18 protein-coding genes are annotated in these 25,587 nt (G+C 68.3%); 5 read left to right on the top strand and 13 right to left on the bottom strand.

Annotated features, from left to right (window positions below; translation table 11 throughout):
- Positions 1-29: 29 nt before the first annotated feature.
- From EDF57_RS06470 to EDF57_RS06530, 13 genes are all read right to left on the bottom strand, one after another.
- Entirely contained in the window at positions 30-701 is a 672-nt protein-coding gene (locus EDF57_RS06470; RefSeq protein ID WP_132267289.1) for a hydrolase, read from the bottom strand.
- A 454-nt stretch (positions 702-1,155) separates the two neighbouring features.
- The gene (locus tag EDF57_RS06475; RefSeq protein ID WP_243840917.1) at positions 1,156-2,490 is read right to left on the bottom strand and encodes an aminotransferase class V-fold PLP-dependent enzyme; all 1,335 of its coding nucleotides are present in this window, start codon (positions 2,488-2,490) and stop codon (positions 1,156-1,158) included.
- Between the two features lie 17 nt (positions 2,491-2,507).
- Positions 2,508-5,189 carry a TonB-dependent receptor gene (locus EDF57_RS06480; RefSeq protein WP_208324803.1) on the bottom strand — a complete coding sequence of 894 codons (2,682 nt, stop codon included), beginning with the start codon at positions 5,187-5,189 and terminating at the stop codon, positions 2,508-2,510.
- Positions 5,190-5,283: 94 nt separating this feature from the next.
- Positions 5,284-6,267, bottom strand: a complete 984-nt coding sequence (locus tag EDF57_RS06485; protein WP_134093528.1) for a FecR domain-containing protein — start codon at positions 6,265-6,267, stop codon at positions 5,284-5,286.
- 94 nt (positions 6,268-6,361) lie between these two features.
- Complete coding sequence (locus tag EDF57_RS06490; protein ID WP_166675190.1) at positions 6,362-6,931, bottom strand: RNA polymerase sigma factor; 570 nt, start codon at positions 6,929-6,931, stop codon at positions 6,362-6,364.
- Positions 6,932-7,031: 100 nt separating this feature from the next.
- Positions 7,032-8,171 carry a CapA family protein gene (locus EDF57_RS06495; RefSeq protein ID WP_134093530.1) on the bottom strand — a complete coding sequence of 380 codons (1,140 nt, stop codon included), beginning with the start codon at positions 8,169-8,171 and terminating at the stop codon, positions 7,032-7,034.
- On the bottom strand, positions 8,168-9,352 hold the full coding sequence (locus EDF57_RS06500) for a CoA transferase (protein WP_134093531.1): 1,185 nt from the start codon (positions 9,350-9,352) through the stop codon (positions 8,168-8,170). Before EDF57_RS06500 ends, EDF57_RS06495 begins: the two co-directional genes overlap by 4 nt.
- Positions 9,349-10,530 (bottom strand): CaiB/BaiF CoA-transferase family protein, encoded by a 1,182-nt coding sequence (locus EDF57_RS06505; protein ID WP_134093532.1) that lies wholly within the window; start codon positions 10,528-10,530, stop codon positions 9,349-9,351. Before EDF57_RS06505 ends, EDF57_RS06500 begins: the two co-directional genes overlap by 4 nt.
- The gene (locus tag EDF57_RS25755; protein ID WP_208324804.1) at positions 10,527-12,962 is read right to left on the bottom strand and encodes a 2-hydroxyacyl-CoA dehydratase family protein; all 2,436 of its coding nucleotides are present in this window, start codon (positions 12,960-12,962) and stop codon (positions 10,527-10,529) included. The genes EDF57_RS06505 and EDF57_RS25755 overlap by 4 nt, the downstream gene beginning before the upstream one ends.
- A gap of 1 nt (position 12,963) precedes the next feature.
- Complete coding sequence (locus EDF57_RS06515) at positions 12,964-14,202, bottom strand: CaiB/BaiF CoA-transferase family protein (RefSeq protein ID WP_134093533.1); 1,239 nt, start codon at positions 14,200-14,202, stop codon at positions 12,964-12,966.
- Positions 14,199-15,272 carry a TRAP transporter substrate-binding protein DctP gene (gene dctP, locus EDF57_RS06520; RefSeq protein WP_134093534.1) on the bottom strand — a complete coding sequence of 358 codons (1,074 nt, stop codon included), beginning with the start codon at positions 15,270-15,272 and terminating at the stop codon, positions 14,199-14,201. The genes EDF57_RS06515 and dctP overlap by 4 nt, the downstream gene beginning before the upstream one ends.
- A gap of 4 nt (positions 15,273-15,276) precedes the next feature.
- A complete protein-coding gene (locus EDF57_RS06525; protein ID WP_243840918.1) occupies positions 15,277-16,581 on the bottom strand; it encodes a TRAP transporter large permease in 1,305 nt (434 codons plus the stop codon).
- Positions 16,578-17,090 carry a TRAP transporter small permease gene (locus EDF57_RS06530; RefSeq protein WP_134093535.1) on the bottom strand — a complete coding sequence of 171 codons (513 nt, stop codon included), beginning with the start codon at positions 17,088-17,090 and terminating at the stop codon, positions 16,578-16,580. Before EDF57_RS06530 ends, EDF57_RS06525 begins: the two co-directional genes overlap by 4 nt.
- A 130-nt stretch (positions 17,091-17,220) precedes the next feature.
- On the opposite strand from EDF57_RS06530, the gene EDF57_RS06535 reads away from it, so the two are divergent.
- From EDF57_RS06535 to EDF57_RS06555, 5 genes are all read left to right on the top strand, one after another.
- On the top strand, positions 17,221-17,718 hold the full coding sequence (locus EDF57_RS06535; RefSeq protein WP_132267272.1) for a MarR family transcriptional regulator: 498 nt from the start codon (positions 17,221-17,223) through the stop codon (positions 17,716-17,718).
- A gap of 228 nt (positions 17,719-17,946) precedes the next feature.
- Positions 17,947-20,655, top strand: a complete 2,709-nt coding sequence (locus EDF57_RS06540; protein ID WP_134093536.1) for a TonB-dependent receptor — start codon at positions 17,947-17,949, stop codon at positions 20,653-20,655.
- Entirely contained in the window at positions 20,655-22,211 is a 1,557-nt protein-coding gene (locus EDF57_RS06545) for an alpha/beta hydrolase domain-containing protein (protein ID WP_243840919.1), read from the top strand. The genes EDF57_RS06540 and EDF57_RS06545 overlap by 1 nt, the downstream gene beginning before the upstream one ends.
- A 99-nt stretch (positions 22,212-22,310) precedes the next feature.
- Positions 22,311-24,014, top strand: coding sequence for a CocE/NonD family hydrolase (locus EDF57_RS06550; protein WP_134093537.1), 1,704 nt, complete (start codon positions 22,311-22,313; stop codon positions 24,012-24,014).
- Position 24,015: 1 nt separating this feature from the next.
- Positions 24,016-25,533: a tannase/feruloyl esterase family alpha/beta hydrolase gene (locus EDF57_RS06555; RefSeq protein WP_134093538.1), complete on the top strand. Its 1,518-nt coding sequence runs from the start codon at positions 24,016-24,018 to the stop codon at positions 25,531-25,533.
- The last annotated feature ends 54 nt before the right edge of the window (positions 25,534-25,587 follow it).

The raw sequence follows: 25,587 nt of genomic DNA on the forward strand, positions 1-25,587 counted from the left end.
GTATCTGGCCGCCGGTCCCGAGCTTCAAATCAGTGACCGCCTTCGGATGCGCCGAACATGGTCTTGGCGTAGTTGATACCGATACCGTAGGCACCGCCCCACTTCTTGGCGATTCCGGTGGTGCTGTCGTAGGTTTCGGTGCGGGCCCAGTCGCGCTGCAGTTCGAGCAGGTACTGAAGCGAGGTCATCGGCACGGCGCCGAGCTGGATCATGCGCTCCACCGCGCGTTCATGCGCTTCGGTGGAAATGTCGCCGCAGGCATCGGTGATGACATAAGCCTCGAAGCCCTGGTCGATGGCGGAAGCGACGGGCCCGACGATGCAGACCGAGGTCCAGAGGCCGGCAAAGACGATGCGGGGCTTGGCGATGCGGTTGATCTCGCAGATCACGGCTTCGTCTTCCCAGGTGTTCATCGAAGTGCGGTCGAGCATTTCCTGGCCATCGAAGGCTTCGGTGATCTCTTCGAACATCGGGCCGGAGAAGCTCTTTTCGGCAACCGTGGTGAGGATGGTCGGGACATTGAAGGACTTGGCGCCGCGCGAGATCAGGGCGGCGTTGTTGCGCAGCAGTTCGGCCGAGATCGACTTGGTGGCGAAAGCCATCTGCGACTGGAAATCGATCAGGACAAGCGCGTGATTGTCAGGCGAGATCAGCGACTTGCCGGGGGTGGCGGTGGCGGTCGGCGTAGCGGTGATGGTCATTGCGGGTCTTCCTGTCTGCTGGCCGTCGCGGCCCGGTGAGAGTGTTCTGGAGCGAATTGGCCGTTCCAGAAAGACGTATAAAATCGATCCGATAGTTCGATTAAATTGAAATGTACGAAAAGTCGGGTGTTGCTGTTGCGACTTGCGAGCAGCATTTGACCCCAAACGCGGCGCGAGCGAAATTAACCGTTGGTATAGCCCTCGAACGGGGGGAGGCCCGGTCCGGTTGGGGCATGGCTTTTCGGGGACAGCGGGGCAGGAAGCGCCGCGCGCGAAAGACCGGGGCCGGGAGGATGGCGTGCGGCAGTTATGCCCGGCGCGCGGGTCTATCGGCGGCGCCTGGTCGAAGGCGCGCGGGTCATCGCGGCACGGGTCGCTGCCCGGTCGTGGGCGCCAGCACTGTCGGCGTCATCCCGCAGGACGGCGGGGTAGCAATGGGAGCGCGGCCGGGCCGTCAGCCCGCCAGTGTCTTCAGCGCGGCGACGAGGCGGTCGATATCGGCCTCCGCCGTGAAGATCGCGGGGGTCACGCGCACGCAGGCGCCGCTGGCAAGGCCTTCGCGGTGGACGGTGAAGATGCCGAAGCGATCGAGCAGCGTGGCCGCCAGCGCCTTGTTCTGTGCCACGCTGGTCTGTCCGCGCAGGCGGAACGAGGTGAGGGCGCTGGTCAGGCGCGGATCGGCGGGCGTCAGGATCTCCAGGCCGGGATGGCCGCGCAGGGTCTCGGCCCAGCGATCGCGCAGGAAACGCAGGCGTGCCTCCTTGGCGCGGATGCCGATGGCCTCGTGGAAGTCGAGCGCGTCGGCAAGCGCGAGATAGCCCGCGAAACTGGCCGTGCCGGTATGGACGCGGCTCTGCGTTCCATGGTCGGGATTGCCCACCTCGCTCATGTTGGGATCTATCGCGTCCAGCCGGTCCTTGCGGATGTAGACCAGCCCCACGCCCATCGGCGCACCGATCCACTTCTGGCAGGTAAGCCCCACGAAATCGGCCCCCAGTTCGGGGAGCGTGAAATCGAGCTGGCCCCAGGCATGGGCGGAATCGAGAATCACGTCGACCCCGCGCGCGCGGGCAAGAGCAACGATTTCCTTCACCGGCATGACCAGGCCGCTGCGATGGCCGACATGAGTCAGCAGCATCAGGCGCACCTTGGGGTTCGCCTCAAGCGCCTTGGCATAGGCGTCGATCAGGCCCTGGTGAGTGGCGGGTTCCGGGAGCGCGAAAGTCACAAGGTCGGCGCCGCGGCGCTGCTTGAGCCAGCGGAACGCGGCCTGGGTGCTGTCGTAGTCGAGGTCCGAATAGAGCACTTGGTCGCCGGGCCGTAGGCGGTTGTAGCCGGCGATCAGGGTTTGCAGCGCCTCGGTGGCGCCGCGGGTGAAGGCGATTTCTTCCGGCTCCACGCCGAGGATGGCCGCGGCGCGGGCGCGGACGGGCAGGATGTCCTGCCAGAACCCGCGCCGGGCGTAGTAGGAATTCTCGGCATTCACTTTGGCCAGCTTGCGGGCATAGGCTTGCTCGACCGGGCGGGCCATCGAACCCCAGTTGCCGTTTTCGAGCTGCACGATCGCTTTCGTGACATCGAACTGCGCGGCGACTTGTGCCCAGTAGGCACTGTCCTGGGGGTCAATGGCTTGAGGATTTGCGGGAACGGCGCGCCGAAGCTGCGACCCGAGGGGCGCCGTTCCCGCACTCGCGCCGGCCGAAGCGGCCGGGGCGGCGAACAGGGGAGAGAGAAGGCCGGTAGCCATGGCCCCGGAGATCAGGGTGCGGCGATGAATCTCGGTAGCCATGGCCTTGGACCTCCTGCTCAGAACGACACGTCGACGCGGGCGTAGTAATTGCCGCCGTTGGTGTCGTAGGGGGCGTTGCGCGAGTAGACGAGGCCGCGGCTGGCCTGGAACGTCGCCTTCTCCGGGTACTTGTTGAACAGGTTCTCCGCGCCGACGCGCACGGACAGGCCGGGGCGGAATTCGTAGGTCACCCCTGCATCGACGAAGGCGATGCCGCCGAAGTCCTGGAAGATGTCGCCGCTGGCATTGCCGCTCGAATCCGTCCAGCCACCGTAATAGCGAAGGCGTCCCATCAGCGAGACCTTGCCCAGCGTGTAGTTGAGCGTGGCCACGGCATTATGCTCGGGCAGGCCCTTTTCGTACTTCACGCGGGTGGTGTCGCTCTGGGCGATCTGGCTGGAGACCACCTTGGTCTGGGTGTAGCTGTAGGACGCCGTGGCATCGAGCACGCCCGGGCCGACCGGGTGCTTGTACGAAACCACGAAGTCCACGCCGCGCGTGCGGGTATCGTAGTCGTTGGTGAAGAACGTGATCGTGCGGTAGTCGGCCGCCTGGCTGATGCCCTGGGCGATGAGGCTGGCCTTGATCGCGTCGGTCAGGACATAGCTGGGCGAGACGCTGAAACGGTTGTCGACCTTGATCTGATAGGCGTCCACCGATCCGGACAGGCCGAAGCCCGTGCGCCAGACGAAGCCTGCGGTGGCCGTCTTCGAGGTTTCCGGCTCCAGCGCGGTGGCGCCGAAATACTGCGCGACGGGGTTGAGCGGCGAGAGGCGGCCGGTCGTGTAGAGCAGCAGCGTGGTGGTATCGAGGCCCTGCGAGGTGCTGGTCGAGTTGATCTGCGCCGGGGTCGGGGCCTTGAAGCCGGTGGAATAGGACCCGCGAACCGCCAGGGCGGGCGAGAGTTCGTAGCGAGTCGAGAACTTGTAGTTGAAGCTGTTGCCGAAGCTGGAATAGTCCTCGTCGCGCAGCGCGGCTTCCACGCTCCAGGCCTCGGTGACGGGGACCGTCACGTCGAGATAACCGGCATAGCTGGTCTGGCTCCACGAGCCGGCCTGAAGATCGGAGAAGCCCGGGAAGCCGTTCGACCCGGCGGCCAGGCCGTAGGCCGCGCCTTCGCCCACGGCATAGGAGGCCTCGTCCCCGGCGCGGATCCGGTAGGTTTCCACGCGGCGTTCGGCGCCGAAGGCCACGGTCACCGGCTTGGCGAAGATGGGCAGCGACAGGTTATAGACGCCGTCGGCGTTGAGGTTGAACTCGCGCTGGATGTTGCGGCCGAGGTAGAAGTTCAGCGGGCTGTCCGGGCCGAGCGAGGCATTGATCGAGTTGTGCAGGTAGAACGCGGTGGCGTTCTGGCCGAACGAGCCCGAGAGGTCCCAGCGGAAATCGCCCGACTGGCCGCCGCGAATGCCGCCCACCGTCTGGAAGTCGGTATAGCGCACGCCTTCGCTGGGTGCGAAACCGGCCGGGTAGATGTCGTTGACGTCGAAGCCGGGGAAGGCGGCCGTCTGGTTGTAGACCGAGGTGGTGGTCGCCGGGTTGCGCCAGTTGATGTCGGACCAGCCCTTGCCCTTGCCGAACGTGCCGAAGCCGTAGACTTCCACGTCGTCGCCGATGGGTTCGGCGGCATCGACCGCGAACTTGATGGTCTGGAGCTGCGGGTTGCCCCAGCGCTGGACCGGGTCCTTCACGGCGATGCCGGTGGCGTTCGAGAAGTCGATCGCGTCCTGGCGCTGCTGGCTGCGCGAGGTGGGGTTGGTGTCCGCGAATTCGCCCGTCACCACGAAGTGGCCGCCGCCGGGAAGGGCAAAGCCCGCGCGCCCGCCTAGCTGCACCTGCTCGCCGTCGCCCTTGTAGTATTGCGACCCTTGCGCATAGGCCGAGAGGCCGGGCTTGGTGTCGAACATCACGTTGATGACGCCGGCGATCGCGTCGGAGCCATATTGCGCCGAGGCGCCGTCGCGCAGCACTTCGACATGGCCGATCGCGAACGAGGGGATCTGCGCCAGGTCGGTCGCCTGGGCGCCGCTGTTGAGGAATGACGAGCGGTGGAAGCGCTTGCCGTTGACCATCACCAGGGTCATGTCGGGCGAGAGGTTGTTGAGCGAGGCCGGGCGGATGAATTCCGGGCCGTCCGAAGCGGGCAGCTTCTGGACGATGAAGGCCGGCACAAGCTGCGTCAGCTTCTCGTCCAGGCGCGCGGTGACCGTGGATTTCACCTGCTTTTCGGACAGCGTGTCCACCGGCGAAAGCGCGGTGAACACGGTCTGCGCCTGCGCGCGGGTGCCGGTGACGATGATGTCGCTGCCCGCGTCGTCGGTGGGCGTGGCGGCCCGGCCGCCGCGCGGGGCGGGCTCCGAGCGGTCTTCCTGCAGGCCGAGGACCACGGTCTTGCCGTCATCCTTCTTCACGGCGAGACCGGTTCCGGCGATCAGGCGGCCCAGGGCGACCTGGCGCGTCATGTGGCCGCTCAGCGCCGGAGCGCGCAGCGTGCCGATGGTGGCGCTGGGGAAGAAGATCTGGACTTGCGCCTGGCGGGCGAACTGCGTCAGCGCGCTGGAGAGCGGCTGCGCGGGAATGGCGAAGGCATGGGCCTCGGCGGCCATGGCAGGCGCGGCGAAGACGGCAGACGTGGCGCAGACAGCAGACGTGGCAAGCAACGCCGCGAAAAGCGGCGCGCGGCGAAACCGTGCGGACATGGATGAACGACCCTTTTGAAAGGCGCCGATCTGCGCCTCTGCCCTTCCAGACGATCCGGCCTGTCGGAACCGCCAAGGGCCGGTTAAAAAATTTTCAGCGGGTCAGGATGAAGCCGCCTTCATGCGGTGTCGCGCGGATATCCAGCCCCAGCTCCAGCGCCGAAAGGAAAGCCGCCGGATCGGTGGAGGTGAAGCGGCCGCCCACGGGAATCCCGGTGAGGTCCGGATCGGCGATCACGATCTTGCCGGGCAGGTAGCGGTTGTATTCCTGCACCGCGGTTTGCAGCGGCTCGTTGTCGAACACGATCTCGCCCTGCTGCCAGGCGACCGTCGCGGCCATGTGCTGGGGGCTGGCCGGGCGGACCGAGGGATCCGCTGCGGAGAGCAGCAGCCCTTCGTTCGGCGCGGCGACCTCTGCGGGGCGCGTGCTCCCGATGGCGCTGGAGGAGGAGGAGGAGGCGGAGGAGGCGGAGGTGGAGGCGGCGGCGCGGCCGGTCAGCACCGTCACGTCCATCGCGCCGGTCTGGAGCCGCACGTTGAAGCGGCCGGTGGAGAGCGCGGCGGTCAGGCCCTGGCCATGGACGCGGGCGGGAATGCCGGGAACCAGTTCCAGCGCCACTTCGCCGCGGGCGATCCAGAGGCTGCGCTCGGTGTCGGAAAACCGCCATTGCAGGAGGCTGTCGGTGTTGAGCATGGCGCGGCTGCCGTCAGGCAGGATCAGGCGCCGGCATTCCCCGATACCGGAGCGGGCGCTGTCCCAGGCATAAGCGCGCGTGGCGACGCCGCCCGCCGCGAGCAGGCCGACCAGCCCCATGCCGCCGAATGCGCCCAGGGCGCGGCGACGGGAGAGGCCCGCGGCCGCGAGAGGCTGCACCTGCGGCAGGGCGGAAGAGGGCGTCTCGGCAGCGCGCCATACCGACAGGGCGCGGGCAAAGGCTATGGCGTTTCCGGGATGTGCGGCGCGCCACGCCTCGAAGCGCGCTTCGTCGATCGTGCCGGCTTCGTGGCGCGCGAGCCAGCCCGCCGCTTCGCGGGTTGCCTTGCGGCGCCTATGCCGTTGATCGTTGAAGATGCTCATTTTTCCGGATGCGGTAATTTCGAAGGCCGGAATAGCAGACGAACGGCGAAGTCAAACCCGCCAAGCCGCTCCGATCTTTTTTTCGGGTTTCGCTTCAGCGCTTGCCTTGCGCGTCGCAGGTCTCGGCACCGTCGCCGGCCGTCTCGGTCTCGCCGCCGAGATGGGCGCGGGAGAGCAGTTCGATGGCGCGGGCCAGTCGCTTCTCGTAAGTCGAGAGGCTGATGCCCAGGTCCTGCGCGATGGCTTTCGAGGATTCGCCCTCGATCCTGCGGCGGACGAAGACCGTGCGGCAGCGCTCGGGCAGGCTGGCGATCAGGTCGGAGACGCGGCGCAGGCCTTCCCGTCCGGCCGCGATCCGGTGCTGGTCGGGCGTCTCGTCGGCCAGGGTGAGATGGTCGGCATCGGCAAGCTGGCCGAAATCGACGATGCGCTGGCGCCGCAGGCGTTCGATGGCGATATGGCGCAGCATGCGCACGACATAGGCGCGCGGGTTGTCGATCGCGGCCCAGCCTTCCAGCGTGAACAGACGGGTGAAGGCTTCCTGCACGAGGTCCTCGGCTTCCTCGCGCGAGCCCGAAATGCGCAGGGCAGCGGCGAGGAAACGGTCTTCGTGAGGAAAGACTTCGTCTGCAAACCAGATATCGATCGGGCGGATGACGGGCACGGGAAACCAGCTTGAGGTGATGAGGTGGCCGCCCTCCTATTTCTCGCCGGTGTCAAATCGATGACGGTATACGGTGCTGCCGTGCCAGCCCCGCCGCGATCTACAGCGCTGGTGCCGCGTCAGACGCGAATGAGCCGAGGTGGATCCAGCCGTTCTCTTCCAGGATTTCGAGCGGCGGCAGCCCCGCCGCAAGGCCGATCCGATCGATATAGGCCGCAACGGCGTCCTTTCGGGCACCGGCCGGAACGACCGGGCGGCCCGGCGGCGCGAACCAGATGGGGAGGAAGCCGGTCTCCACCCTGCCGCCGGCATGGATGCGGCAGCGCCCGATCAACCCGTTGACCGCCTCGGGATGGAACGGGGCCAGCGGATAGGCCGGATCGGGCTCGAACCCGAACATCTTCTTGCGCCGCTCCGCCCATTCCGCGCGGGCCGGATGGTCCTGCGCCGGGGTGAGCGCATGCGTGACGACGCAGCCGTTGCCAAGGCCGTGGAAGATCGGCCGGCCGAGATGGAACTCGATGCCGCGCGCGATGTGGGCGTGATGGCCGACCACGATGTCGGCGCCCGCCTCGATGGCGGTATGGGCCAGCGGGCGCTCGTAAGGTGCGAGCGCGGCAGGGCGGTGAGTGATGCCCTTGTGGAGAGCCACCACGAGGACGTCCGCTTCAAGCCTTGCCGCCGCGATGTCCGCCTGCATCTGCGTCACTGACGCGGGATCGGCGGCGACGAGTTCGGCTTGCGGGCGCGAGGGGCCGCCGTCGGCGGCGAGGACGTTGACATAGGCGCTGCCCGCCCGGCTCTCGGTGGCCCAGCTGATTTCCGGGCCCACGCAGTTGTAGCTGAGCAGCGCGATCCGCCTTCCCTCGCGCGCGACCACGGCAGGCCTGCGGGCGAGAGCGAGGTTCGCCTCGGCACCGGCATGGGCGATGCCGAGGCGATCGAGTTCGGCAATGGTGTCGGCAATGCCGATCGCGCCGCAGTCCGCGATATGATTGCCCGCCATCGAGAGCATGCCGATGTTGGCGCGCGCCAGCGCCGCCAGATGCGCGGGTTCGGCGCCAGGGGCGGGAACGTCGCCTTCCAGCTCCTCGCCGCGCAGGGTGTGCGGGACTTCGAGATGGCCGATGACCAGGTCGGCCGCGCGGGTCACTTCGGCGATGCCCGAAAGCCAGTGCTCGGGATCGGGAACGTCGAGGATGATGTCGCCGAGGAACAGGAGATCGATCGGGCGGCTCATGCCAGTGCCCCTTCCTGGCGCAAGGCGGCGATGGCGGCCGTGTCGTACCCCAGTTCGGCCAGCACGGCCTCCCCGTCGGCGCCGAGCACCGGCACGCGCCGCGCGGTGAGCGGATCGGTGGCGAAGCCCGGCCCCATCGTCGCGAGCGGCCGGTCGTGCCCGGGCAGGTCCACCGCCTGCAGCGAGCCGCGCTGCGCGATGTGCGGATGCTGCACGATCTGGCCGACCTCGCGGATCATCGCCGCGGGGACTTTCGCGGCGGTGAGGCGCGCTTCGAGGTCTTCGGCGCCCCAGCGGGAAAGTGCCTGCTCCAGCCAGTTCCGCACGAAATCGTAATTCGCCACGCGCGCGGCGTGGCCGGCCATGCGCGGGTCGGCAAGCATGGCTTCTTCGCCCAGCACCCGCAGCAGCGCCTCGACCTGGGCCTGGTTGTTGGCGCCGAGCGCGATCCAGCCATCGGCGGTGGGATAGAACTCGGACGTGGGCACCATGCGAAAGCCCCGGTTGCCGGTGCCGCCGGGCGTCTGCCCGGTATAGCTGTGCACCGAGACGGTCTGGTTCGCCAGCTTGAGCGCCGCGTCGAGCATGGCCACGTCGACATGTTCGCCCTCGCCAGTGGCGTCGCGGCGGCGCAGGGCGGCCAGGGCGGCGATCACGGCGATATAGCCGGTGAAACTGTCGATGATCGGCAGGCCGATCTTGCGCGGTTCACCGTCCACGGCACCCAGCGCGGCAATGCCGGAAATGGCCTGCGCGATATGGTCGTAAGCGCCCCACTGAGCCAGCGGGCCGCTCTGGCCGAAGCCGGTGATCGAGATCACGATGAGGCGCGGATTGCGGCGGCGCAGTTCTTCGACCGGGAAGCCGAGCCGCGCCAGCACGCCGGGGCGGTAGTTCTCGACCAGGAAGTCGGCCTGCTCCACCAGCTTCCACAAGGCGGCCCGGGCGCCATCGGTCTTGAGGTCCAGCGCGATCGAGCGCTTGCCGGCGTTGATCGAGGCGAAGGGAACGCTGAGCAGCGGCTCGCCCGCATGCTCGGTATAGTGGCGGAAGCCGTCGCCCACATGCGGCGGCTCCACTTTCACGACCTCGGCGCCCATCTGGACCAACGCATTGGTGCAGGTCGGACCGGAAATGGCGTGCGTGAGGTCGACCACCCTGATGCCGTCGAGCGCGTTCATCGGCTGGCTCCCGCGCCGCTGGAAAACAGGCCGGTCGCCTCCAGCGCCGCGGCATCGAAGCCGAGTTCGGCGAGGATCGCGGCATTGTCCGCGCCCGGCGGGGGCGCGGGGCGATGTGCGACCGGTGGATGACCGGAAAGGTGGAAGGGCGTGCCGATCTGCTCGACCGTGCCGGCCGGCGTGGGCAGCGTCATATGCATGCCGCGCGCTTCGGCGTGGGGGTGGCGCAGCGCTTCCCCCGGGGTGAGCACGGGCATGGCCTGGGTGTCGGCCGCTTCCAGCAGGCCGAGCCAGTGCGCGCGGGGATGCGCCGCGAACAGGGCGGCAAGGTCTTCCTGCATGGCCGGATGGGCGGCGGTGTCGAACTGGCGCGCCGCATAGTGCGGGCGGCCCACGGCCTCGCAGAAGCGCGCCCAGTAGCGCGGCTCCATGTCGGTGGTGCAGAGCCACTCACCGTCGCTGCAGAGCCAGACGCCGCCCTTGGGGTGCCAGGCGCCGGTGGGAAAGCCGATGGCGGCGGGGTCCTCGGCGCGGCCGAGCGCGACCATCAGCAGCGGCATGGCGGCTTCGGTCATGGCCACGTCGACAAGCTGGCCCTTGCCGCTGGCATGGCGGGCCTGGAGCGCGGTGAGCACGGCAATGGCGGCATGGGCGCCCGCCAGCACATCGGCGACTTGTGCGCCCGGCAAAGTGGGCACGGGCGTGCCGTTGAGGCGGGACAGCGCACCGGCGAGTGCCAGGGCGGCGGGATCGTGCCCGGCCCGGCCGGCCAACGGTCCCGTCTGCCCGGCGAAGGACACCGAGCAGTAGACCAGCCGCGGATTGATCGCCGCCAGCGCCTCGTAGCCGAGGCCCATCGCCGCCATCACGCCGGGGCGATAGTCCTCCAGCAGCACATCCGCCCGCTCGACCAGGGCATGGATGACCGGCGCGGCCTCGGGATGGCCGGGGTTGAGCAGCAGCGAGCGCTTGTTGCGGGTATAAGTCGGCCGGGCGCGGCGCAGGGTCTCCGCGTCCTCGTCCGCACCGGCGCCGAACATCGTCTTCGCCTTGGCCAGTTCGCGGGGGTGCTCGATGCGGATGACGTCCGCCCCCATGTCGCCCGCCAGCCAGCCGAAATAGGCGCCGGGCAGGAAGCGCGAGAAGTCCAGGACCGTCAGCCCGCCAAGCGCCGTCATGCCACTGCCTTTCGGCGGGCTTCGGCCATCTGCATGCAGGGGCCTGCGATGAAAGCGGCGATGCGGGCTTCGAGGTCCGCGCCGTCCGCGCGGTCCAGCGCATAGTTGTCCACGCCCAGTTCCAGCACCGGGATCCCGGCGGCGGCAAGGGCGCGCAGCACGAAGGGATCGGCGTCGCTCAGGGCCACGGCCCCGTGGACGCCGTGGGTCTCGGCCTCGTGGACATGCCAGGGCGCGGCCCAGCTCGGCATGCGCAGTTCGTCTCCCATCGTGAGGAAACGGGCGGCCAACGCGCGCAGGGGATCGCGCCCACCCGTTCCGTCCACATCGAAGCTGCGGATATAGCCGTCTGCCGCCAGCGAAAGGTACATGGACCAGACGAAGACCGCCCCGTGGCTGTCCTCCCACTTCTGATAGAACGCGGTATTGCTCCAGAGACCCCGGCCGACCCACATGAGGCGAACCTTCTCGTTGGTTACCGCGCCAAGGCCCTCGGCGGCGCGCGCGGCGACTTCCTCGTAGAGCGCCCTGGCGGCATCGCGCGCCCATTCGGTGCCGCGATGCCACTGCGGCACCATCGTCGCCGGCATGGAATCGACGAGGCCGATGGGGGCGGGCACGGTGCGGGCGATCAGGTCGCGCGTCTTGCGGTAATATTCTTCCTGCTCGTTGACGAGGTTCATCACCTCGACGAAGCGGGCCTCGTCGAAAGGACGGCCGGTGCGCTTCTCCACGGCAGCGATCACGTCGCGCAGTTCGCTCACCAGAAGGTCGAGCCGCGCAGGCTCCAGTACTTCGTCCCAGCGGTGCGGCAGGGCGTCCCACCAGCGGGTTTCGATCTCCCACCGCGGGTCCACCGTGCGCTCGTAGAGGTAGGGGGCGGCGCCGCTTTCCCCGGCCCATGCCTCGAAGATGCCGGGCGTGGCGTCGCTCGAAGCGATGGCCTGCACGAAGTCCGGCCGCGGCAGCCCGCCCCAGGGCGCCTGTTCGGCGTCATGGTCCAGCGCGGCGGCCAGGCCCTGGGCGCTGTAGGCTTCAGCGTCGGTAGGGTAGTTGCGGCCGCGCAGGAGGCGGCGATAGCGCCCGCTCTGCTGCTTGGCGGCGACGATCGAGGCCCACCATTGGTTGACCACGAACGGCACGCCCAGCGCGCGGAGGATTTCCTGCGGGGCATTGGCGTTGACCACCGCGAAGGGCGAGCCTTGCGCGACCTGCTCGCGCACGGAGGCGAACCACGCGCGCTGATAGTCGCCCGAGGAAGCCGATGCCTGCAGGACCTTGCGGCTGCGCAGGCGGGGTGCCGATGGCGTCGTTTGCGGCTTGGGAACGGCAGGGCGCGGCGGCTCTTCCCCGCGCAGGGACAGGGCCAGCTCGCCGGTGTCGCCCAGAGCGCTCTGGAGCGCGAGGATCTCATGGGAAGGCAGCGCGCTGCGGAGCGCGGCCAGGGTCCAGGGGGCGGCTTCGTCGCCGTCCACGGTCAGCTGCAGGATGCGTTCGATACCGCGGCGGCCGGCCATTTCGAGCGCCTGCTGCGCCAGAGCGGCGCTCCGGGCGGCGGCGGCCGGCACGGCGTAGGCGGGGTCGGCCCACTCGGCCATCGTGCGCGGGGCGGGGCAGGCGGCGCGCGTCATGCCCCAGTCCTGCACCTCTCCGACGATGCGCAGGCCCTCGGCTTCGATCGCCGCGTAATGCAGGTCCGTCTCCTGGGGCGAGCCGGCGAGGAGCACGGGCCTGCCGGTCGCTTCCGGGAGGGAGGCGCTGTCGTCGCGCAGGGCGCGCAGCAGGGGCAGCAGTTCCTCCGGCGGGAGAATGGCGGCGGCGCCCAGGCATTGCAGCATCTGCGTGCCGGAGAAGCGCGGCCGCAGCGCGTCGAGATCGCGCAGGAGTGCGTTCACGGCGTCGGCCGTGTCGGCCTCGCGCGCAAGGTCCTCATCGGTGAAGGCGCGGCCGCCTTCGGCCGTCAGCCATTCGCGCAATTGTGCGAGGCGCGTCTCGTTGTAGCGGCGGCTGGAGGGGCGATCGATGTGCAGCAGATCCAGCAGCGTCGCCTTGCGCGGCCCCGGCACGCCCAGTCCCAGCCCTTGCAGGCGCGCGTTCTCGCGGATGGCGGAGAAGACTTGCGCCTGCTCGGCATCGGCGCGGGTGAACAGCACCGGGTCGACCATGGCAGGGTCCAGCAGCAGTTCCACCAGGTGATGCGCGCGGCGCCGGCCGGTCGATGGGCCGAGCAGGGCATCGGCGCGCGGCGTTGCCATCTCCGGACGCGGCGCCATGCGAACCGGCGCGAAACCTGCCGCGCGCAGGAGCGGCAGGGGCGCATCGCTGCCGATCACGCGAAGCACGGCGCGCCCTTCCGCGCGCAGGCGGGCTGCCACACCTTCCGCGTCGCGATAGGCGGCGGCGATCGTGTCGAGAGCGCTGCTGGCCGACACCTCAGATGACTCCGGCGGCGCGCAGATCGGCGATCTTTTCCGCCGAGTAGCCGAGATGGCCGGTCAGGATCGTCTCCGCATGTTCGCCGACGCGCACGGGAAGCACATCGTCGAAGCCGGTGCGCGCGCCCGAAAAGACGATGGGAATACCCGCGGTGCGCAAGTCGATATGCGTGTCGTAGCTGGGGTGATGGACTTCCATCGTCTCGGCGCGGGCGACCACGCGCGGATCGACCAGGGCGTCTTCCGGGTGGCGCACCGGCGCCACGGGCACGCCTTCGGCTTCGAGCAGGGCGACGACTTCGGCCGTCGGCAGGCTGCGCGACCAGGCGTTGATGCGGGCTTCCAGCACCGCGGCATTGGCAACGCGCGAATCCCGGTTGGCAAAGCGCGGGTCGGCCGAGAGCGCTGGCTCGCCCATGGCGCGGAACAGGCCTTGCGCCAGCTTTTCATGCACGGCGACCACGGCGACATAGCCGTCCGCGCATTCGAACACGCCGAAGGGCGAGAGCCGCTGCACGGTGAGTCCGGTGCGGGCCTGCATGCCCGCCGCGGCCATGGCCGACCAGTTCTCGATCGCGACGAAGCTGGTGAGGGCGCCCAGCATCGATACGTCGATGTGCTGGCCGGTGCCCGTGCGGTGGCGCTGCTCCAGCGCGGAAAGAATGCCGATCACCGCGAAGACGGGGGCGAGCATGTCGGCAATGGGAATGCCGATGCGCACGGGCGGCTCGTCATGCCCGCCGCTGGCGAACATCGCGCCGGACAGGGCCTGGATGATGATGTCCATCGCCTTGCCGTCCGCCGCCGTGGCGCCGAAGCCGCTGAGCGAGCAGTAGATCACGCCGGGGTTCTCGGCGCGCGCCACTTCATAGCCGATGCCCAGGCGGTCGGCCGTGCCGGCGGTGAAGTTCTCGACGACGATGTCGGCCGAGCGCACGAGGTCGCGGAAGACCTCCTGCGAGCCGGGCTTCTTGAAATCCAGCGCGACGCCGTATTTGCCGCGGGCGCGGGTGAGGTGAGACACGGAGACGTCGTCCTCGTGCCGGCGTTCCACGACGATGCCGTCGCGGCCTACGTAAGGGCTGTTCTCGCGGGCCAGGTCGCCGCCGCGCGGGTCCTCGATCTTGATGACTTCGGCGCCGAGGCCGGCCAGCAGGAGCGTGGCATAGGGGCCGGCCAGGGCGCGGGTAAGGTCGATGACGCGCAGGCCCTCAAGCGGACGTTCGGTAGTGGTCATGGGCGGTCCTCCGTCGGCGCGCAGTGATGGGCGGTGCCGGTGGTGATGAGTTGCTGGGCGGCCCGGAACACGGGCACGCCGTCGATGCCGACTTGCGACAGGCGTTGGGCCTGGCCGAAGGCGTCGGCGTTGTAGAGCCGGTCGAAGCGCGCTTGCTCGCCGGCGGGGAGGGGAGAGAAATCGACGCCGTCAGTCTTGCCGAAGGCGATGCCGGCCGCTTCGGCCGCGATCAGTTCGCGGTTGAGCGCGGCTTCCCAGTCCTTGCGCGAAGCGATCAGCAAACGCTGCAAGTCGGGCGGCAGGCGGCGCCAGGCCTGGTCGGACACGGCGCGGGCCGGATAGGCGCCGCGGCTGAAGCGGATCGAGGTGAAGTGCTTGGCCACTTCCGAGAAGTGCAGGCTCTTGATCGTGTCGGCCGGGGCGACGACACCGTCGATCACCCCCTTGGCCAGCGCCGAATAGACCTCGCTCATGGGCATGTTGACGGGATCGGCGCCCAGTTGCTTGAGCACGTCCACCGCGTCGCTCTGGGCGCGCAGGCGCAGGCCCCGGAAGTCTTCGAGGTGGCGGATCGGCCGCGTCCGGGTGAGCACGCCGGGGAAGTTGCCGCCTTGCACCGCCAGGACGTGGAGGCCGTGCAATTCCCTGCCGAAACCGGGGAAGCGCGCGGCCAGGCAATCGTAGACGGCGATCTGTTCGCCGATGTCGCGCACGCCGCCGTAGAAGCCCGACTGGACCCGCAGCAGATGCGCGCCGCCCTTGGCGTAGATCGGCGTTATCAGGCCGATGTCGGCAACGCCGTGGCGGATCTCCTCCATGCTCATGTCGCTGGAGAGCAGCGCGCCGGACCAGTAGGGCCGGAAGGCGAGCCGGCCCTGGCTGGCTTTCTCGACCTGGGCCATCCATTCCTGGTCGGCCCGGCTGAAAGGATGGCTGGGCGGATAGGGGCTGGCATATGTCAGCGTATATTCGGCCTGCGCCTGGCCTTGCGGAGCCGGCGCCGCTCCGCAGCCGGTAAGGGAGCCGGAAAGCGCCAGGGCCGCGGCGGCGAAAAGGAACTTTGGACGCATCGGATCAGCCTCCCGTCACGCTGGGCAGCCACAGGGTCAGCGCGGGCACCGCGATGATGAGGGCGAGATGGAGGAAGTCCGCGAGCAGGAACGGCAGGATGCCTCTGAAGATCGCGGAAAGCGGGATGTCCTTGGCGATGCCCTGGATGACGTAGACGTTGAGGCCCAGCGGAGGATGGACGAAGCCGATCTCCATCGTGCGCGTCAGGAAAATGCCGAACCAGATCGCGCTGTAGCCCAGTTCCTGCGCGATCGGCAGGAAGATCGGGGTGGTCAGCAGCATCAGTGCCAGACCGTCCAGGAACGAGCCGAGCAGCAGCAGCAGCAGGGCCATGGCGATGATCGCGAGAACCGGGCTGGCGTGCATGTCGCGCACCCAGGCGGACATGACGTCGGCGATGCCGGTGGTGCTGATGAAGGTCGCGAACAGAATGGCGCCAATGATGACGACGTAGATCATGCCCGAGGTGCGCAGGGTGGATGCCACGGCGCTGCCGATGGCCTGGCGGTTGAAGGCGCCGCGCAGGGCGCAGAGGCCAAGCGCCGCGACCACGCCCACGGAAGCCGCCTCGGTGGGGGTGAACCAGCCGATCATCAGCCCGCCGATCACGAACACCACCAGCGCGATGACGTCGACGATGCGGCCGATGCCGATCAGGCGGTCGCGCCAGCCCACACGCTCGGACTTGGGGCCGAGCAAGGGGTTGAGGTGGCACAGGACGCTGATCGTTATCATGTAGAACAGCGCCTGGGTCAGGCCGGGAATGATCGAGGCGGCGAAGAGCTTGCCGATCGACTGTTCGGCGATGATGCCGAAGACGATCAACGCGCCCGAAGGGGGAACCAGCGATCCCAGCGTGCCGCCCGCGGCCAGTGCACCGGCGGCGAAGCCGGGCTGGTACTTGGCGCGGCGCATTTCCGGCAGGGCGGCCGCGCCCACGGTGGCGACGGTGGCGAGGCTGGAGCCGCTGATCGCGCCGAAGCCTGCGCATCCGGCAATGGAGGCGAGCGCCAATCCGCCCTTGCGGTGCCCGACGAAGCGCGCGGCGACGTCGAAGAAGTCCCGGCTGGCGCCCGCCGCGAAGCACAAGTGCGCCATGAGCAGGAACAGCGGCAGGACGCCCAGTTCATACTTCATCACGGTTTCGAAAGCGACGACGCCGCCCTTGATCACGGCCGCCTCGGGCGAGATCAGCACGGCCAGGCCGAGCAGGCCCACGCCTGCAAGGCCCGCGCCGATGGGCACGCCGGCCGCCAGCAGCGCCAGCAGTGCGGCAATGCCGAGAAGTCCGATCATTTCCGGGCTCATCGTGCGCTCCTGCGAAGCGCGTTGCGCAGGAACAGCAGGGCGACGAAGGCCAGCGCGGCGATCTGAAGGAGGCGCAGCGGGGTGATCGGGATGTGCAGCAACTCGGTCCTCTCATGACCGTTCCAGAGGTCGGCGACGAGCCAGAGGCAGCCTGCCGCCAGGACCAGGAACAGGGCCGCGGACAGCGCCGAGGCGACGCGGGCCAGACGCTGGACGGTGGGGGCGCTCAGGCGCTCGGTAAGGATGTGGACGGCGGCATGGGAGCCTTTGAGCGTCGCGAAGATCATGGCCGATGAGGCGATGAGGACGATGCAGGTCTGGACCACTTCGATCGAGCCCAGCAGGGTAAATCCGGTGTGGCGGCCCAGTACGGCAATGGCGTCGGTGGCCATGGCCACGAACAGGCCGGTGCCGCCGACGAGATAGGCCGCGCGTGTCGCGGCACTTTCCGCTTCGGGCTTTTCGAGCGCCGGAGGCGATTCCTCGCCTGTGTCCAGGTCGTTCTGCATCTTCCTCTCCTGAAGGCCGCCTTATTGACAGCCCTGCGGTTCAACCGTCTAATAACGCGATCGGCATGATGGTAGAGAAATTCAACTATCTGTCAACTACACTAAACCAGATTAAGGCAGGGACGGAACAGTGACGCGCGGCGGCAGCAAGCGGGCAGAGGCGCAAGCAGCGGATTCGGGCATCAAGCTCGGCCGGCTCGACGAATTCATCGGCTTTCGCCTGCGGCGAATCCAGAACCAGCTCTCGCGGGATTTCGCCGCGGCGACGGCGGATCGCAACATGCGCTCGGGCCTGTTCTCCTCGCTTTCGATCGTGGCGGCGAATCCGGGGATTTCACAGAACGAACTCTCCAAGGCGGTGGGCCTGGACAAGTCGATCACGGTGCAGATCGTGGACGAGCTGGAGAAGCGCGAACTGGCCGTGCGCGAACGTTCGCCCACCGACCGCCGCCGCCATGCGCTGTTCGTGACCGAAGCCGGCAAGACTTATCTGGACGAACTGTTCGGGATCCTGGCGGAAACGGAAGATGCCGTTCTGCATCAGCTGACAAAGGCCGAACTGGCGCTTCTGCGCGAGCTGCTGGACCGTATGTATCTGGCTTATGACGAGCCGGGGATATCGCTATAAATAAAAACAATACCGTCCTCTCAAAAGATAGGTGACAATCTCCACGATCTGGCCCCATCACTGTGTTGTCGATGGCGCCAAGGAGCGCCTGCGGACGGCGATAACGCCGCTGCGACGGGTGGAGAGGTCGTGTCGTGCCCGGTCGGGCACCCTGCTGTTGCTCCCTTCGCGCCGGTGAGATCGCCGAAACGATAAATGCCCGGTGCTGCCGGGTTGGGAGGTCAATACATGTCACGCATTACCTTGCGTCACCCCGTTTCCCGCCTGGTTTCGCGTCGGGCCATGGCCGTTTTCGCGCTCGTGGCGACGCCGGCCTGGGCCCAGGATGCGGCTCCGCAGCCGCAGGCAGAGGAAGCCGAAGCGCCGACGATCCAGGAAATCATCGTCACCGGTACCAGCATTCGCGGGGCCGCCCCGGTCGGTTCCCCGCTTGTTGCCGTGGGCCGCGCGGAGATCGAGCAGTCGGCGGCGACCACCACGATCAAGGTGCTTCAGGAAACCCCGCAGATCACCAATTACGGCGTTTCCGATACCAGCCGCAGCGGTGCGGGCGGCGCGGGCAACGTGGTCTATGGCAACTCCATCAATCTGCGCGGCATCGGCCCTTATGCCACGCTGACGCTCATCAACGGCCGCCGCGCGGTGCCGCAAGGCACGACCGGGGCCACGATCGACCCCTCCACCATCCCAACCCTGGCGCTCGAGCGGGTGGAAGTGATCGCGGACGGTGCCTCGGCGGTCTACGGTTCTGACGCGGTGGCGGGCGTTGCCAACCTGATCCTGCGCCGGAACTACGAAGGCGCGCAGATCGAGGTCCAGCACGGCGTCGCGGATCACTACCTGGAAAGCCAGATCGGCATGATCGCCGGCCACAAGTGGTCGACCGGCCAGGTCACCGCAACCTTCCAGCACACGTATCGCAGCAACCTGAGCGGCCAGGACCGCGACTTCTACGGCGCCGACCTGACCGCGCGCGGCGGTGCGGACTACCGCGTGACCCAGTGCGCGCCGGGCAATATCGTGACCGGCGGCCGCAGCTATGCGATCCCCGCGGGCGGCGCGACGCCGGGCGGCCTCGTCGCGGGCACCAGCAACAAGTGCGACAACCTGAAGGCCATCGATCTGGTGCCGCAGCAGGAGATCAACGCGGGCACCATCAACTTCGACCAGGACATCACGGACGGGATCCGCTTCTACGCCGATGTCTATGCCTCTCGGCGCGACGCCCTGCGGCGGGGACAAGTGGCGGCGCAGAACCTGAACGTGCCGCGCAGCAACGCCTTCTTCGTGGCCCCCGCCGGAACCAGCCCCGCCAGCGAGATCGTGCAGTATTCCTTCGTCAACGACTACGGCCCTTATTCGACCTCGGACATCACCTCCAAGACGATCCAGGGCACGGCGGGGATCACCGCGGACCTGTTCGGAGACTGGCAGCTGGACGCCTACGGCAGCTACGGCTGGAACAAGGACAGGGTGTTCACCCAGGGCAGCCAGACGGATTCCGCCGCTCTGGCCGCCGCTCTGGCCAGCAGCAACCCGGCCACCGCCTTCAACCCCTTCGGCACTTCGGTCAACGATCCCGACGTGATCGCCGCGATCATGAACAACGTCAGCACCACGCAGGGCATCAGCCGCATGAAGGCGGCGGAGGCGAAGCTGGACGGCACCCTGTTCACGCTGCCCGGCGGTGACGTGAAGCTGGCCATCGGCGCGGAATACTACCAGCTCAAATTGCGCACGGGGCAGTTGCGCGGGCGGCTGGAAGCGCAGACCGGCACTGACCTCCGCCTCTCGCGCAACGTGAAGTCGGCCTATGCCGAAGTGCTGGTGCCGATCTTCGGACCGGGCAATGCCATCCCGGGCTTCCACAGCCTGCAGCTCGACGTGGCCGGTCGCATCGACAAGTACAGCGACGTGGGCACCACCAAGAACCCCAAGATCGGCATCAACTGGGAACCGGTGGCGGACCTGAAGCTGCACGGCAGCTACGGCGAATCCTTCCGCGCGCCCTTGCTCACGCAGCTGGTGAGTGCCGGCGGCACCCAGCTCTATATCCAGAACTACTACGACCCCACTGCCGGCACCACGGTGCAGGGCGTGGCGCTTTCGGGCGGCAATACCGATCTGAAGCCCGAGACAGCGCGGACCTGGTCGTTCGGCGGCGAATATTCGCCGGCCTTCCTGCCGCGCGCCGTGTTCAGCCTGAACTATTTCGACATCGTCTACGAAGGGCAGATCAACGGATATCTGTCGAACCTGAACGTGCTGCGTCAGGAAAACCTGTTCGGCTCGATCATCACGCGGGGCGCGGCGGCACAGTCCCGCATCGCGGATCTGGTGGCCTCGGGGCTAAACGTCAACGGCGGCACGGCGGCCAATGCGCAGGCGGCCGGGGTCTTCATCGACGGGCGCCCCAGCAACCTGGGCACGACGATCACGCGCGGTCTCGACTTCGGGCTTTCGGTCCCGATCCCGACCGAGAGCGCGGGCGACCTCCGCTTCTCGCTGCGGGGCACGCACTTCTTCACCTACAAGGTCGGCATCACGCCCGACAGCCCGGTGATCGATCAGGCCAACAATATCGACTATCCGCTCAAGTGGCGGGCACGCGGCATCGCCGGCTGGTCCAAGGGCGGGTTCGACGGCAGCGTGGTGGTGGCCTGGCAGAACGGCTACAACAACACGTATGTTACCCCGGTCGAGCGCATCAAGCCCTACACCACCGTGGATCTGCGCTTGTCCTACGATCTGGAGGGCACCGGCATTCCCGGCACCGAGGGCGTGAAGATCGGGCTGGACGTGCAGAACCTGTTCGACCGTGACCCGCCGTTCGTGGACCTTGCGCCGACCTCCAACGGCGGCGGCGGCGGCTTCGATCCGCAGACCACCAGTGCCATCGGCCGCATGGTCTCCCTCTCGCTGAGCAAGACGTTCTGATGGCGGGTCCGATGCGCCGGGCGGTGTGCGGCCCGATGATGATCCTGGCCTGGGCGCTCACGGCCTCGGTCCCGGCCTGGGCGGGGATCGACAAGGTCGACGGCCCGATCCCCGTCACGGCGGACAGCCAGGTCTACAACACGGCCTGGGTGCCGGGCGCGGTACCGGCCGTGGACCTGGCCGCGGCGGGCTATGTCGAGGAGGAATACTTCCTCCACGGCACGGCCGATGCCTACCGGCGCGATCCCTCGGGCGCGCTGGCGGTGCTGGCCAAGGACATTCCCTATGGCACCCGCATCATCGTGCGGCGCCCGAAGGATCCCGCGAAGTTCAGCGGCGTCGTGCATTTCGAGCCGATCCACCCCTCTCAGGGCGGCACGTCGCACTGGGTGGCGATGTGCGGCTACATGATGGCGCATGGCGACATCTACGTGGCGGCGGGGCTGGGCGACGATGCGCCCTCGCGCGTGATTTCGGCCAAGGGACCGGTGCCGACCGCGCAGAGCCAGGTGCTCCAGTGGTTCGAGCCCCGGCGCTACGGCGCGATCCAGTGGCCGAAGGAGGACGGCATCCGCTATCAGGTCATGGCGGATATCGGCGCCCTGCTACGGAGCGACCGCGCGGAGAACCCTTTGCGCGGGTTGAAGGTTCGGCGCATGCTGGTGGGCGGCTGGTCCTTCACCGGCAGCGTCCAGCGGACCTTCATCAACGAGGGCTTCCATGACCGCGCGCGCCTGCCGAACGGCAGGCCGGTGTTCGACGGCTACCTGATCGGCATATCCTCGCGCTGGAATGGCGGCGGCTATATCCCGCTCAACAGCGAGGAAGCGCAGACCCGCAACGACGATCCGCGCCGCAGCCTGAAGCCGATCGACGTGCCGGTGATCGAATTCATGTCCGAGTTCGAGGTGGGCACCGGCCCCGGCCCGCAGACGCCCGACAGCGACGCCAGAGTGGGGGCGCACCGGATCTACCAGCTCGGCGCGGTGGTCCACAGCGCCAGCATGATCGACGGCAATCCACCGCGCGAAAAGCGCCCGAATTTCCTGCAGCTGGCGGCCAAGGGCTATCCGCTGGCGGGCGTGAAGGGGGAGGACGCGCTCAACACCTGCCGCCTGCCGATCAGCGACGTCCCTCATGGCGCACTGGCGCGCGCGGCGGTCGAGAACTTGCGGCAATGGGCGGACAAGGGCGTTGCGCCGCCGCACGCGCCGCTGCTGGCGTGGGACGGCGACAAGATCCGCCGCGATGCCACGGGCAATCCGGTGGGCGGGCTTCCGGTGGCGGAGTTCAAGGTGCCGCTGGCCTCCTACGGCCCCTACAAGGGCACTGATCTGCCTGCCTGCACGCCTGCCAAGGGTCGCCCGATCTTCGTGCGGACGAACCTCGACGCCGCGACGCTCAAGGCCCGATACGGCTCGGCGCAGGCTTTCCTCCGCCGCTACGATACGCAAGTCGACGCCATGGTGAAGCAGCGCTGGCTGCTGCCCGAGGATGCCGCCGCGCTCAAGGCCAAGGCCCGCCGCGATGCCGAGGCCCAGTTTCCGGTGCAGTGATCCGCCTGCTCCCCGTGCCTGATCCTGTGTGTTTCCATTCGAGAGTACTCTGAAATGATGAAGCCGCTGTCCGCATCTCTTCTCGCCCCCTCTCTCGTTATGGCAGTCCTCTCCGCCGGGACGGCGCATGCCCAGGCCCCGCAGAGCAGCTTCGGCCATTACCAGCCCGCTGCCACTTATGACGGCATGGCGTCCTCCTCGCGCTATGTGGAGATGCGCGACGGGGTGAAGCTGGCGATCCGGGTGGACCGCCCGACCAGGAACGGCCAGCCGGTCGACGGCCGCTTCCCGGTGATCTGGCACCACACGCTGTCGATCTCGCAGCAGACCGCCGACGGGGCGGGCGAGCGGGTGAGCGACTATCGCCGCATCCAGGAACTCACCCGCTACGGCTATGTCGTGGTGCAGGTGGCACGGCGGGGGAACGGCCAGTCCACCGGCGTGCGACGCGGCTATCACGATCGCAACGAGGCACAGGACGCCTTCGACATGACGCAGTGGCTGGCGTCGCAGCCCTGGTCGGACGGCAAGGTGGGGGTCTACGGCTGCTCGAACACCGGCGATGCGGCGATGCATGTCATGACCATGCGTCCGCCCGCGCTCAAGGCGGTCTTCGCGGGCTGCTTCTCCTGGAACAAGTACGATGCCTTCCGCCGCGGCGGCATCTTCGCGCAGTGGGGCACCGGCCCGACCCGCACGATCGAGGACGACATGAAGGTCTCGCCCGTCGATGGGGACGAGAACAAGGTGATCCTGCGCCAGGCCGCCGAGGAACACCAGCTTTCCACGCCGCTCTACGACATGTGGAAGCAGCTTCCCTATCGCGACAGCTGGTCGTCTCTGGTCGCCAGCCGGTTCTGGGCGGAAGGCAGCGCGTCCAGCTATGCCGACCAGATCCGTCTCGGCGGGGTGCCGCTCTACATCCAGGGCGGGTGGAATGACGAACTGCGCGACCAGGCCTTCATCGCCCATGCCAATATTCCCGGATCGCGCGTCGTCATCGGCCCGTGGAAGCACTGCAACAGCGACGATTTCGCGCTGCTCGAAGAGATGCACCGCTTCTACGACCGCTATCTGAAGGGCATCGAGACCGGCGTGGAGAAGGACGCGCCGATCCACTACTTCACCGTCAACGCCGCCCCCGGCACCGAGTGGCGGGCGACGACGGACTGGCCGCTCAGGCAGACGCAGATGCGCGCCTTCTTCCTCGACGGCGCGAAACTCTCGGCCGCAGCGGGGCGCGGCAAGCCGGTGACTTTCACCGCCAACTACGACGTGAAGTGCCCCGATGCCGGTTCCGGATCGCAAGTGCAGCCCTGCCATGTCGCGGGCAACGGGGTGAGCATGGCGGGCGCCGTGCTTCCGGCGGATACCGAGGTGACCGGCAATGCCATCGCCGACCTCTGGATCTCGGCCGACCAGCCCGACGCCAATGTCTTCGCCTACCTGGAAGACGTGGGACCGGACGGTGCGGTGCATGTCGTTACCGAAGGGCGGCTGAAGGCCTCGCTGCGCAAGGAGGCGCCGTCGCCCTGGAAGATGCCGGCCGGCGTGCCCTGGCACCGCGCGTACAAGGAAGACGCCCAGCCGCTGAAGCCGGGCGAGGCGGTTCGCCTGCACTTCGACATGATGCCCACCTCCTGGGTGTTCCGGAAGGGCCACCGCATGCAGATCACCGTCACCGGTTCGGACCACCGCGAGCGCGCGCGCGACATTGCCACCCCGCCGCGCATCACCGTCTATTTCGACCGGGCCCATGCCTCCTCGGTTGCCCTTCCCGTGATCCCCGCAAAGGGAGGCTGAGATGACCTTGCTGGCGCTGCTCGCGGCCTTGTCGCTGGGCGCGGGGCCGGTGGAGGCGGGTGGGGCCTGCGACGGTGCGGCCCGGATCGCGGTGCCGGACTTGCGGGTCACGCGGGCCACCCCGGTCGCGGCGGGGAGCGGCTTTGCCTCTCCCGATGCCCGCGCGCCGAAAGTGCAGGCCGGGTTCTGCCGGATCGAAGGCGTGATCGAGAAGGAGATCGGCTTCGAGCTGTGGCTGCCGGTGAAGCGGGCGTGGAACGGCCATCTCCTGACCGGCGGCGTCGGCGGGCAGGCGGGCAGCTTCAACTACCGGGAACTGGCACGCGGCGTGTCGCGCGGCTATGCCGCCGCCAGCACTGACACCGGCCACAAGGCAAGCGACCCGCACTGGCTGCTGGGCGATCCGCAGCGCGCGGCGAACTATGCGGAGCGCGCCAATCACCTGCTGGCCGTGAAGGCCAAGGCGGCGATCGCCGGCTTCTACGAAAAGCCGGTGCGCCGCGCGATCTTCTCCGGCTGTTCGGGCGGGGGCCGCCAGGCCATGACCGAGGCGCAGCGCTATCCCGGCGACTACGACGGCATCCTGGCCGGCGCACCCGGCGTCAACACCCCGGCCATGAGCGCGCGGCGCATGTGGGAGATGATCGAGCACCGCCGCCATGCCGGGCTGATGTCCGCGGCCGACTGGACGCTCGTGGCCCGCAGGGGCGCCGCCCGGTGCGATGGCGACGACGGTGTCAGGGATGGTCTCGTCTCGAACCCGGCCGCCTGCCGTTTCGACCTGGGCGAACTGCTCTGCCGCCCCGGCTCCGGCCCGTGCCTCAGCGCCGCGCAGATCGCATTCGCCCGGCGGATCTATGGTCCGCTTCACGACGAGAACGGCAAGCGCATCGATTCCGGCATCCTGCCGGGCGTTCCCGTCAGCGCCACGCCGCTGCCCGAGCCGTTCACGCCGGGGCCTCCCTATCTGGCGGTGTCGCTGTTCGGAGACGGGGTTCATCGCGACCGGGCCTGGGATGCCGCCACCTTCCGCATTGCCGACGATCTGCCCGCCATCGACCGGGTGATGAACCTCCATGCCGACAATCCCGATCTCACCGCCTTTCGCGCGCGGGGCGGCAAGCTGCTGATGTACCAGGGCTGGGCCGATCCGCTGGTGCTGGCGCAATCGACCACCGGCTATTTCGACGCGGTGACGGCGCGGATGGGCGCGGTGTCGGATTTCCTGCGGCTCTACATGGTGCCGGGCATGGACCACTGCGTGGGCGGCACCGGTCCCGACCTGTTCGGCGCCACCGGCGGCGAGGGCCTGGACCGGGCGCCCGAGCACGACATGCTCTCCGCGCTGGAACGCTGGCTCGACACGGGCACGGCCCCCGGCGCGATCCTGTCGATCAAGCGCGAAAACGGCAAAGTCGCGGCAGAGCGCCCGCTCTGCCCTTATCCCGAGGCTGCACGCTACCTTGGCAGCGGAGACCCGAAGCGCGCCGCCAGCTTCCGGTGCGCGGGGCCGCAGTAATCGGCCGGGGCCGTTGAGCGGGGCGGCCGCACCCGATCTTTCCTGCCTTTCCGG

Origin of the sequence: Novosphingobium sp. PhB55, assembly GCF_004368805.1 — a bacterium.
GTDB lineage: Bacteria > Pseudomonadota > Alphaproteobacteria > Sphingomonadales > Sphingomonadaceae > Novosphingobium.